Annotated in this window: 10 protein-coding genes, 1 tRNA gene and 1 pseudogene; 5 read left to right on the plus strand and 7 right to left on the minus strand. The window is 57.6% G+C overall.

The window, feature by feature from the left end; all coding sequences use genetic code 11:
* Position 1 precedes the first annotated feature (1 nt).
* A complete protein-coding gene (locus BM347_RS13840; RefSeq protein WP_093917029.1) occupies positions 2–1075 on the plus strand; it encodes a DUF1513 domain-containing protein in 1074 nt (357 codons plus the stop codon).
* 70 nt (positions 1076–1145) lie between these two features.
* On the opposite strand, the gene BM347_RS13845 is transcribed toward BM347_RS13840, so the two are convergent.
* Genes BM347_RS13845 through BM347_RS13865 form a run of 5 tightly spaced genes read right to left on the minus strand, consistent with a single transcriptional unit; the run spans position 1146 to position 6461 of the window.
* Positions 1146–2171 (minus strand): extracellular solute-binding protein, encoded by a 1026-nt coding sequence (locus tag BM347_RS13845; RefSeq protein ID WP_093917030.1) that lies wholly within the window; start codon positions 2169–2171, stop codon positions 1146–1148.
* A 29-nt stretch (positions 2172–2200) separates the two neighbouring features.
* A complete protein-coding gene (locus BM347_RS13850; protein ID WP_093917031.1) occupies positions 2201–3007 on the minus strand; it encodes an ABC transporter permease in 807 nt (268 codons plus the stop codon).
* Positions 3000–3914 carry an ABC transporter permease gene (locus BM347_RS13855; RefSeq protein WP_093917032.1) on the minus strand — a complete coding sequence of 305 codons (915 nt, stop codon included), beginning with the start codon at positions 3912–3914 and terminating at the stop codon, positions 3000–3002. Before BM347_RS13855 ends, BM347_RS13850 begins: the two co-directional genes overlap by 8 nt.
* Positions 3911–4966: an ABC transporter ATP-binding protein gene (locus BM347_RS13860; protein WP_093917033.1), complete on the minus strand. Its 1056-nt coding sequence runs from the start codon at positions 4964–4966 to the stop codon at positions 3911–3913. The genes BM347_RS13855 and BM347_RS13860 overlap by 4 nt, the downstream gene beginning before the upstream one ends.
* Positions 4967–5012: 46 nt before the next feature.
* Positions 5013–6461: an amidase gene (locus BM347_RS13865; RefSeq protein ID WP_093917034.1), complete on the minus strand. Its 1449-nt coding sequence runs from the start codon at positions 6459–6461 to the stop codon at positions 5013–5015.
* A 264-nt stretch (positions 6462–6725) separates the two neighbouring features.
* Here BM347_RS13865 and BM347_RS13870 point away from each other — a divergent pair, with 264 nt between their 5' ends.
* From BM347_RS13870 to BM347_RS13880, 3 genes are all read left to right on the plus strand, one after another.
* Positions 6726–8336, plus strand: a complete 1611-nt coding sequence (locus BM347_RS13870) for a GMC family oxidoreductase (protein ID WP_093917105.1) — start codon at positions 6726–6728, stop codon at positions 8334–8336.
* 18 nt (positions 8337–8354) lie between these two features.
* A complete protein-coding gene (locus BM347_RS13875; protein WP_093917035.1) occupies positions 8355–9458 on the plus strand; it encodes a mandelate racemase/muconate lactonizing enzyme family protein in 1104 nt (367 codons plus the stop codon).
* Between the two features lie 190 nt (positions 9459–9648).
* Positions 9649–9725, plus strand: a tRNA-Met gene (locus tag BM347_RS13880).
* Here the strand turns inward: BM347_RS13880 and BM347_RS17800 are convergent.
* Positions 9682–10431, minus strand: a complete 750-nt coding sequence (locus BM347_RS17800) for a recombinase zinc ribbon domain-containing protein (protein ID WP_342742191.1) — start codon at positions 10429–10431, stop codon at positions 9682–9684. The genes BM347_RS13880 and BM347_RS17800 overlap by 44 nt on opposite strands.
* 60 nt (positions 10432–10491) lie before the next feature.
* The gene (locus BM347_RS17805) at positions 10492–10752 is read right to left on the minus strand and encodes a recombinase family protein (protein ID WP_342742192.1); all 261 of its coding nucleotides are present in this window, start codon (positions 10750–10752) and stop codon (positions 10492–10494) included.
* Between the two features lie 34 nt (positions 10753–10786).
* Here BM347_RS17805 and BM347_RS13890 point away from each other — a divergent pair.
* Positions 10787–11019, plus strand: a pseudogene (locus BM347_RS13890) (transposase); the annotation flags it as partial.

Genomic DNA, 11019 nt, shown 5'->3' on the forward strand with positions numbered 1-11019 from the left:
TATGCAGGCCAACCGACGGCGTTTTCTGGGCGGCATGTTGGCCGCGGGTCTGATCCCGAAACCGACATGGGCTGATGCGGGCGGCCCGGCCTATCTGGCCGCTGCGGCAAAGCCCGACGGGTCATTTGCCCTGTGCGGGATCGGCAGGGCGCTGAATATCACGTTTGAAATTCCACTGCCTGCGCGCGGCCATGCTGCTGCGGCTCATCCCACACGCCCCCAAGCCGTTGCATTCGCGCGGCGTCCGGGCAGGTTTGCCGTGGTGATCGATTGCGTTTCGGGGGCCGTCAAAGCACAGCTAGATGCGCCTCAGGGGCGGCATTTTTACGGCCATGGCGCGTTCTCTCAAGATGGCGATTGGTTGTTCACAACCGAGAATGATTACGAGCATGGTCAGGGGCGCATTGGCGTTTGGGATGTCAGCAAAGGCTATACCCGCGTCGGTGAGTTTCACAGCGGCGGTGTCGGGCCGCATGATATCAAGCGGCTTCCGGGGTCGGATGTTCTGGTCGTTGCAAACGGTGGGATCGACACACATCCCGATTCAGGGCGGGTGAAGCTGAACATTGCGACGATGCAGCCGAACCTGACCTATCTCGACCAAGGACAGATCATTGAGGTTGCGCAATTGCCGCCTGAAATGCACAAGAATTCGATCCGTCATTTGGCGATTGGGCCAAGGGGGCAGGTGGCGTTTGGCATGCAGTGGCAGGGCGACGGTCAGATGTCGGCCTTGATCGGGCAGCACCGGCAGAGCCAGCCCATTCAGCTGATCGGGGCGGATGATGATCACGCCCGCGAACTGGGCGGATATATCGGCAGTATCGCCTATTCGAGAAATGGCAAAATGATCGCGGTGACATCGCCGCGCGGCGGCGTCGTGCATCAATATGATGCAAACGATCTGACGCTTGATCAAGTGTTCGAGCTGCAAGACGTCTGCGGCGTCGCGCCCCAAGACCGCGGTTTCGCGATTACATCGGGCAGGGGTGACATCGGCGGCTTGGGCCGTGATGGCCCGGCCTTTGCGCAGTCAGATGCGCTGCGGTGGGATAACCATCTGGTCGAGGTTTAACCCGCTGCGACCGAAAACAGTCATCATCCAATGAATTGGCGGGGCCATGCGCGGCCCCGCCATATGGGTTTTACTTCAGCAATTCAGTCCAGATCGCGGTATAAAGATCCGTCGCTGATTGCGGGCAGGTGGGAATGAACTGACCCGCAGCGGCAAGCTCGGCTGGTGCCACGATCTCGGGTGCGGTTTTCATGTCTTCAGGCATGAACGCGTCCGACCCGGCAACACCATTGGCATAGCGCGCAAAGCTGGAAATCATCGCGGCATTCTCAGGCTCGAGGATGAAGTTGATGAACTGATACGCCTCGTCCACGTTCTTGGCATCGGACAGCAGGGCCACCGAATCCATGAACAGGGGATAGCCTTCCTTGGGGTAGCCATAAACGATGTCGGGGTTGTTGATCCGCGCCCGCATGGTTGACCCGTTCCAGTTCACCGATGCCGCGTAGTCACCCGAAGACAGTTTGTCTGTGGTGCCGTAATCCATCGACAGCCACTTGGGCTTTGCGGCCATCATCTTGTCACGGACCTTTTTCAACAGGGTAAGGTCTTCGGTGCAGGCCTCGCCGCCCTGATTGAAGATCGCCATGTTGATGACGTCGGTCATTTCAGGAACGACATTGATCTTGCCGACCAGTTCCTCGGGTGGGTCCATGAACAATTCTGAGGTGTTCACGTCGCCGCCATAAACGGTCGTGTTAACGGCGATGCCGACAGAACCCCACTGCCATGGCACGGAATGGGTGCGGCCCTGATCCCATGGTACGTCTTTCCATTCGGGCGCGATGTTGCTGATGTTGGGTATCTTGGAATGGTCCAGTTCGGCGATCAGACCCTTGCGGACATAGACCGGAATATAGTTGGCGGATGGCACAACCAGATCAAAGCCCGACCCGCCGGCTTCGACCTTGGTGAGCGCAGTTGTATTGCTGTCGTAATCGGTGATCGTGACAGAAATGCCAGTCTCGGCGGTGAATTTCTCGATCATTTCGGGGCTGGTATAGTTGCCCCAGTTAAACAGGTTCAGCTCGCCTTCGGCATAGGCACCGATGGTGCTGCTGATTAAAGCTGTGGTCGCGACTAATATGATTCTCATGTGGCTCTCCAATGTTGATTGTTGACGGGTTAGCCCCGCTTTTTGGTTACGAAAACGAATAGCGTCAGGATCAGGATGGTCAGGGCAAGCAGCGCGGTCGATATCGCGTTTACCTCTGGCGTCAGTGCGCGGCGCAATTGGCCCAGCATATAGGTCGGCAGCGTATCCTGTCCGGCGGATTTCACGAATTCCGTAATGATGACGTTATCAAGCGAGATGATAAACGCCAGCATGGCCCCCGCAATCACGCCGGGCAGCAACAGGGGCAATGTGACATAGCGGAACGTCTGTAAAGGCGTTGCGTACAGATCGGCCGCGGCAGTTTCCATGGTGGTGTCCATCCCTTCAAGCCGGGCTTTTATCGGCAGATAGGCGAAGGGAATGCAGAACGCCGAATGCGCCAAAATCAGATAGCCCAGCCCGCTGTACCCCGTTGCAACCTTGACTGAAGAAAAGAAGATCAGCAGGGCAACAGCCGTGACGATTTCCGGCACCATCAGGGGTTGGTTGATGATCACATATATTACGGTCTGTCCGGTGAATTTGCCGCGCCGCGTCGTGCCAAGGGCGGCCATTGTGGCCAAAGCAGTCGATATGACCGATGCCCATACCGCAATGATCAGCGATCGGGCGGTGGCGTCTTGCACCGCTTCGTTTTGGGCGGCGACGGCGTACCATTCCAGCGAAAACCCACCCCATTGGTTCACCGAATTACCACCGTTAAAAGAATAGATAACCAACGTGACGATCGGCGCGTAAAGCAACACAAACGCAAGGATCGCGATAAAGGTAAAGCCGGGCAGGGTGGTGACGTCAAAGGCGCGTGTTTTACCCATTGGTGTTATCCTTGGACGAGACCCGTGTATAGACAATCAGTGACACCAGAACGACGAGCAGCAACAAGGTGGACAGTGCCGCCCCCAAAGGCCAGTTCTGGCCTTGGCCAAATTGCAATTCAATAAAGTTGCCAATCATCATATTCTTGCCACCGCCTAAAACGCGGGGCGTGACATAGGCGCCAAGGCTGGGAATGAACACAAGAATGGACCCAGCCACAATGCCCGGTTTGATGATGGGAAGGATCACCCCGCGCAAGACCTGCCACCGCGAGGCATAAAGATCATACCCGGCCTCGATCAGTCGGAAATCGAAGCGGTCGATGGCGGCATAAAGCGGCAAAACCATCAACGGCAGATAGACATAGGTCATCCCGATTAGGACGGCGGTGTCGGTGTACAAAATCTGGATCGGCTCGGAGATCAGGCCAAAGTGGGTGAGGAATGTGTTCAGGATCCCCTGGTTCCGGATCACCTCCATGATCGCAAAGGTACGGATCAGCAGGTTTGTCCAAAACGGAACGGTGATCAAAAACAGCCAGAATGCCCGCGATCTGGCTGGGCGGGTGGCGATGAACCAGGCGGTGGGTAGGCCAAAGCCAAAGGTGATGATCGTCGTCGCTATGGACAGTTTGATTGACCGCCAAAAGATCGACAGGTTCGCGTCGGCAAGGCTGATTGTCTGGTCAAAGATATCCCGCTCAAACAGAACGCGGAACCAGCCTTCGCCGGATAAAATCCAGCGAACACCGGAATAGTCGCCTTTTTCAAGCACGGAATATATGGCGACGATCAGCAAGGGGCCGCTTGCCGCGACGATTAAAAGGATCAGGGCGGGTGCCGACAAAAGCCAGCCATCGACCCCTTTGCTGCGCGGGGCTTTGCGCCCTGTCTCGGGGCGGCTCATGATTTCAACACCTGCACGGCGCGGGCATCGATTGCGACGCCCACTGTATCACCGACATCAAATGTGGCTGTCGACTTTGACTGAATGCGTGCCACCAGCGGGCTGCCGTCTTTCAGTTCAATCGTATAATGTGTGTCGGTGCCCATATAGGTGGCGTCGGTGATCTTGCCGCTCATGTCGGCTTGGGCCGATGTCACGCTGACCTGTTCGGGGCGGATGGCCAGGGTCACGGGACCTGTTTCACCCTCCAGTGGCACGGCCAGCAGATCGCCGGTGCCAATCCGCACCTGATGGTCCTCAACGCTGCCCTCCAGAAAATTCGTCTCGCCGATAAAATCAGCTACAAACCGTGTGGTGGGACGGTCATAAATATCGTGCGGCGTGCCGACCTGCAAAAGCGCACCGGCCGACATGACGCCGATCCGGTCTGACATGGTCAGCGCTTCTTCTTGGTCATGGGTCACAAAGATAAAGGTAATCCCGGTTTCGGCTTGCAGACGTTTCAATTCGCTTTGCATTTCCTTGCGCAGCTTTAGATCCAGCGCCGACAGCGGCTCGTCCAGCAACAGCACCTGCGGTTCGGGGGCAAGCGCGCGGGCCAGGGCCACCCGTTGTTGCTGCCCACCGGACAGTTGCTGTGGCAGGCGGTTGGCGAAATCCTCAAGCTTGACCAGAGCCAGCACACGGTCGACGGCCTGCGCCACATCTGCCGCTGCGGCACCGCGCATTTTCAGGCCAAACCCCACATTCTGCGCAACGGTCAAATGGGGGAACAATGCATAGGATTGGAACACCGTATTGACCGGGCGCTGATAGGGCGGGTCATAGGTGATGTCTGTACCTGACAAATGAATAGAGCCTTTGGTGGGCGTCTCGAACCCTGCGATGCACCGTAGCAATGTGGTTTTTCCGCAGCCCGATGGGCCAAGCAAGGTAAAGAACTCACCTTTCTTAATGCTGATCGAAACATCGCCAAGTGCGGTGACAGCGCCTGCGCCTGACCCGTAAATCTTACCGACATTGCGGGCATCAATTGCGATATCTGTGTTCACTTAAGTTTCCCCTGTTTCGGCCTTTACCGTGGTCCTCGGCTCGTCACTAAGCAAGATAATCTGCAAGCATCTTGGGTTTTTGATGTGCCCAAGGTGATGCCTGCTCAAGTTCTGCGCAAAGGGCGATCAGCGTCGCGTCATCGCCAAAGGGTGCAGCCAGATGAACGCCGACGGGCAGGCCATCATCCGTCCAATGCAGGGGCACCGATGCGGCGGGTTGGCCGCTGGCATTAAACGCGGCGCAGAACGGTGAATATTCAAACACGCCCCCCGGCCCGACGCGGTAATTTTCATAATCTTCGCGGTCATGGATGAACCGCCCGACAAGGGCCGGGGGCTGCGCCAAGGTCGCGGAGAGGATGATATCAATCCCATCAAATGCCGCCGCCATCTGGCGGCCATAGGCGTGGACTTTGTTGACCGCCGCCAGATAGGCCGCGCCCGAGATTTCGCCTGCATATTTCAATGCCCCGCGCGCAATACCCTGAATGTCACCCTGCTGCAGATCTCGTCCCTTAGACTTGAGCGTGTTTTCGATCCAAAGCGCGGTGCCGCAGGCGACGATCTTGGTCCAGGCATGCATCATCCCGTCGTGGTCCGCCTTGGGGCAGGCGGGGGTCACATGATGGCCAAGGTCTGCCAATATCTTTGCGGTCTTGTGCACGGCCTCTTGGCACGCCGGGTCAATGGCCTCGCCGGTAAATGTCGTATCGCACAGCGCAATGCGCAGGCGGCGCGGCGGGCGTGTGATGGCTTGGCTATAGCTCATCTCCATCGCGGGGGCCGCATAGGGGGCACCGGCGTCAGGGCCAGCGCAAGCATCCATCATCGTCGCATTGTCACGCACTGAGCGGGATAGAAACCCGTCAATCGCCATGCCCCCCCACCCCTCGCCCGAGGCGGGGCCGTCGGGAAAGCGCGCGCGGGTCGCCTTGAACCCGAACAATCCGCAGCTTGAGGCAGGGATGCGTACCGAGCCACCCCCATCAGACCCGTGCGCTATCGGCACGATGCCCGCCGCCACCGCGGCACCTGACCCGCCGGATGATCCACCGGATGTGTGCGACAGGTTCCATGGATTGCGCGTCGGGGCACCGTAAACGCTCGATTCAGTGACCGGGCCAATGCCACCTTCGGGGGATGTGGTGCGTCCAAACGTTACGACGCCCGTGTTGCGCATGCGGTCGTAAATCGCGCTGTCGTAGGAATAGACCGTGTCTTTCAGCAAATTGGATCCGCTATGAGACGGGAAATCTTTCGCCTCGGCCCCTAGGTCTTTCATCAAGAACGGCACGCCCTTGAGCGGGCCGTCTGGTAGGCCTGCTTTGATCGCCTTACGCGCGGTTTCTTCTTGTAGCAGGACAACGGCATTCAGCTGCGGATTAAACGCCGCAACCCGCGCTAACGCATCGTCCAGCAATTCATCGGCAGACGCGGCACCTGTGGCGATTTGGTGGGCCAGATAAGTTGCGTCTTCTTGAACTGTCCTGTCCATTTATAAAATTCCTAGGGGGGCAGTTCAGCACTCAGGCCGCGCCCAACGTGAATAAGTAAGGTTAGCTTAGGATGATGGGGATCAAACACAATACACGTTTTGAGAACTGAACCGATCTGCGGAAACCGTTATTGGTGTTAGACTCGTAAGCCGGGCCAATCTGAATTCACGCCCCGGATCAGGCGTGCCTATTGCAGCCCTATTGAGAATCGTGGTGAATGCATGATCGCAGCTGACGCCGCGACCCGCCTTCGGAGAAGTACCTTGGATGAGTTTGATTATGTAATCGTTGGCGCAGGGTCGGCAGGGTCCGTTTTGGCCAACCGGCTGACGCAATGCGGCAGGTTCAGCGTGCTGTTGCTAGAGGCCGGCGGGTCAGATTTGAACCCTTGGGTTCAGGTGCCCATCGGCTATGGCAAAGTGTATTACGATAAGCGGGTGAACTGGAAATACACGACCGAACCGGTGCCTGGTCTTGGTGACCAGCGGTCCTATTGGCCGCGGGGCAAGGTGCTGGGGGGATCAAGTTCGATCAACGCCATGGTCTATGTGCGCGGCCACCCCCGCGATTACGCAGAATGGAATGCGGTGGCCCCCGGATGGGGTTGGGATGACATCGCCCCGATCTTTCGCCGCATGGAAGACTGGGATGGCCCGCCAAGTGATGCGCGAGGGGTGGGCGGCCCCTTGGCCGTGCATGACGTCACCGACGAAGTACACCCGTTGACCCGAACCTATCTTGAAGGTGCCGCGCAGGCGGGTATCCCGACCAACCGCGACTATAACGGCTCCAAGATGGAAGGCGCTGCCTGTTATCAGATCACGACCAAAGGCGGCTATCGCGCCTCGGCATCGCGCAGCTATCTGAACCCTGCCAAAAAACGCGGAAACCTCGAACTGCGCACCAAGGCGCATGTCACGCGGGTGCTGTCAGAGGGGACACGCGCGACGGGCGTTGAATACAGGCGAGGCGGTCAAACGCACAAGGTGCGGGCAAGGGCCGAGGTGATCCTATGCGGTGGTGCGATCAATTCGCCGCAATTACTGCAACTATCTGGTATTGGGCCCGCGGCTGTCCTACAGCGCCACGGGATCGACGTGGTGTCTCACGCGTCGCAAGTTGGCCGCAATCTTCAGGATCATCTGGGCAGCGATAACCTCTATATCTCCCGCGTGCCGAGCCTGAACCAAGAGCTGGGCCCACTGCTGGGCAAGGTCAAAGCCGCGACGCGCTATGCGATCTCGCGCAAAGGCCCGCTGTCGCTGAGCCTTAATCAAGGGGGCGGTTTTGTACGCCTGTCGGAAACCTCGGACGGGCCGGATTTGCAGCTGTACTTTTCCCCCGTCAGCTATACCCGCGCGCCGGTTGGCGTCCGGCCTTTGATGAACCCCGATCCGTTTGCGGGCTTCTTGATGGGGTTCAACCCCTGCAAGCCAACTAGCGTCGGACACCTGCAGATCAAATCACCCGATCCCATGGATGCCCCCGAAATGCATCCCAACTATCTGGATACGGAATACGACTGCGCCATGATGCTGGCAGGCACCAAACTGATGCGCGACATCGCCGGAACTGCCGCGATGAAATCTGTCATCGAAAACGAGCTTTATCCGGGGCCGGATGTGGTCACCGACGCAGATATCTTGGCGTATAACCAGCAAAAAGCGTGGACCGTTTTCCACCAGTGTTCGACCTGTCGCATGGGGAGTGACCCCGCCACATCCGTTGTGGATCCGCGCCTTAGGGTGCATGGCATTCAAGGGTTGCGTGTCGCGGATGCGTCGATCTTTCCAACAATCCCGACTGGCAACACCAACGCGCCTGCCATCATGGTGGGGGAAAAAGCGTCCGATATCATTCTCTCCGACGCATAGCGATAAAAAGGGCACCAGATGCAGCTGAAATCGATCGAGACATTCACCACCCCCGATGTCGGCTTTGTGCGCGTCACAGCCCAGGACGGATCGCAAGGCTGGGGGCAGGTGTCGACCTATCATTCCGACATCACCTGTCAGGTTTTGCACCGGCAGGTGGCACCACATCTGCTGGGGCAAGACACCACCGATCTGGATGATCTGCTCGATATCGTGGCCGAGCGTGAACATAAATTTCCGGGCTCGTATCTGCGCCGCGCGATGGCGGGCGTGGACACAGCGATCTGGGATCTGCGCGGCAAACAGCAGGGCAAATCTGTGGCCGAATTGCTGGGGGGCACCCCCGGTTTGATCCGCGCATATGCGTCCTCGATGAGGCGCGACATCACCCCCGAGAACGAAGCCACACGTCTAAAGCATCTGCGCGACACCCAAGGGTTTGACGCCTTCAAAGTACGCGCCGGTGCCGAGGTCGGCCGCAACAAGGACGAATGGCCCGGCCGTACAGAGGAGATCATCCCGACAATTCGCCGCGAACTGGGTGATGACGTTGATCTGCTTATTGATGCCAACAGCTGCTATTCCCCCGACCGCGCGATTGAGGTCGGACATATGTTGCAAGGCAACGGTTTCACACATTTCGAGGAGCCTTGCCCCTATTGGGAGTTGGAGCAAACCAAGCAAGTCACCGAGGCCCTTGATATCGACGTGACCGGCGGAGAGCAGGATTGCGACCTGCCGACATGGAAACGGATGATCGATATGCGCGCCGTTGATATCGTGCAGCCCGATATCCTGTATCTGGGCGGGATCAGTCGCACGCTTAGGGTGGTGAAAATGGCAGCAGCCGCTGGTCTACCCGTTACCCCGCATTGCGCGAATTGGTCGCTGGTAACATTGTTCACCATGCACCTGCTGAGGGCGATCCCGAATGCGGGCAAATATCTGGAGTTCTCGATTGAGGGGCCGGATTACTATCCGTGGCAATATGACCTATTTGTCGAAAACCCCTATGCGATCAAGGACGGACAAGCCTGTGTCACAGACGCGCCCGGCTGGGGCGTTGAAATCTCGCCAGAATGGCTTGCCCGCTCAGCCTATCAGATCAGCGAACTGGAATAGGACGCAGTTCAGGTTTCAAGCAGCATCGGTGGTACGAGGGACCCAAAATGCACGCCTATAATCTACGTCAGCCCTTGGCCGTTCAGTTGGAAGCCCGAATGAAATTGGCTTTTTGAAATTAATGTAACAATTTTGAAAAAATCCGCAAAAACCGCCTTGCAGCCCGCGCTCAACAGAGATAGCACACCCCTGCGGGATGGAGCAGTCCGGTAGCTCGTCAGGCTCATAACCTGAAGGTCGTAGGTTCAAATCCTACTCCCGCAACCAACTTTAGCGAACTTTCGCTTTCAGCAAGGCCCGCCTCTCCGGCGGGCCTTGCTGCGTTTATGATCTGCAACAGTTTGCGGCGCAGTTCGAGATGGTGAACCTTCTCGTCAGCGTCCCAATCAACCGACACTGTATCAACCAAGCTGTGCAGTTCCTCGCTAGCGGGGCCTGATACCTCTTCGTCTTGCAGGGTTGCCACAATGTCTTCGACATAGGCTCGGTAAAGGGCAGGCAGATCGGTAGGCAAGGTGATCGGTTCTGGTGTGAGTGCGGTGCGTTTCGCGCGGGCTTCGTTTAACTCTGCGTCTACTTTGTTAAGCTGTGCGACAATCGGGGAGGAAAAATCGCCATCCTCAACCGCCTTCATCAGGTTTACGTGCCTTGTCTCCAGCTTGCGGATGTTCTGGTCGTGAATGCGTAGCATATCCTCACGCTCCTTCTCGGCGGCTTTCATACGCGCCAGAAACTTCGCCCGGAACTCGGCATAGGCTTCGTCTTGCATCAGCCCGGTTTTGAGGCCTGAGAGGATTGAGATGGCCGCATCCTGTTCTTTCAAACCTGGCATTCCGGTGCAGATGGCCGCGCCTTTTTCTTTGGCATTGGCGCAGTAATGGCGCCGCGCCTTGCCGCTCCCCGCGATGGTAAGATTGCCGCCGCATTGCCCGCAAGACAGCAGGCCGGAGAGCAGATCCTTGCGACGTCGCATTCCTTGAGCCACGGATAGACCGTTGGGGTCGCTTGCCGCTTGTTTGGTTCGTAGGCTTTCTTAGGTAGTCTGGCGCTCCTTTGCGGACTCCCAGACAGACTGTTCGACAATCCGGAGTTCCGGGACCTCAAACGTGATCCAGTCTTCCTGTGGGTTCAGCCGCGAGACCCGTTTGCCAGTCTCAGGATGTTTGGAATAGCGCAGCCGATTCCAAACACGCCGTCCAATGTAGAGCTCATTATTCAGGATGCCGGTACCGCGTTCACGATTGTCGTTGATGGTGGTCTGCCTCGGCTTTGTTGCACAAATCCCGTCAGGGATTCACTGCGTGAATCCAGTATGATAGCTGGAAGGCATGAGCAGTTGGGCACCCACGAGATACAAGGCCCGAATTGGTCGTCATATAATGATAGCTTGAGGCAGCGCGGATCGTTAGCGATCTGGTTTGATCCTGAGATGACTTGGGCACCGCCGCCGACCGGCAGGCGTGGTCGCCAATGCAAGTTCAGCGATGCCGCGATCCAGACCTGTCTGACCATGAAAGTTTTGTTTGGGATGCCCTTGATACAAACAACCGGCTTTGTTCAG

Source organism: Sulfitobacter marinus, from assembly GCF_900116285.1.
Taxonomy (GTDB): domain Bacteria; phylum Pseudomonadota; class Alphaproteobacteria; order Rhodobacterales; family Rhodobacteraceae; genus Sulfitobacter; species Sulfitobacter marinus.

Coding starts and splice junctions, on each gene's coding strand:
- BM347_RS13840 (WP_093917029.1), top strand. CDS start 2: ATGCAGGCCAACCGACGGCGTTTTCTGGGCGGCATGTTGGCCGCGGGT.
- BM347_RS13845 (WP_093917030.1), bottom strand. CDS start 2,171: ATGAGAATCATATTAGTCGCGACCACAGCTTTAATCAGCAGCACCATC.
- BM347_RS13850 (WP_093917031.1), bottom strand. CDS start 3,007: ATGGGTAAAACACGCGCCTTTGACGTCACCACCCTGCCCGGCTTTACC.
- BM347_RS13855 (WP_093917032.1), bottom strand. CDS start 3,914: ATGAGCCGCCCCGAGACAGGGCGCAAAGCCCCGCGCAGCAAAGGGGTC.
- BM347_RS13865 (WP_093917034.1), bottom strand. CDS start 6,461: ATGGACAGGACAGTTCAAGAAGACGCAACTTATCTGGCCCACCAAATC.
- BM347_RS13875 (WP_093917035.1), top strand. CDS start 8,355: ATGCAGCTGAAATCGATCGAGACATTCACCACCCCCGATGTCGGCTTT.
- BM347_RS17800 (WP_342742191.1), bottom strand. CDS start 10,431: ATGCGACGTCGCAAGGATCTGCTCTCCGGCCTGCTGTCTTGCGGGCAA.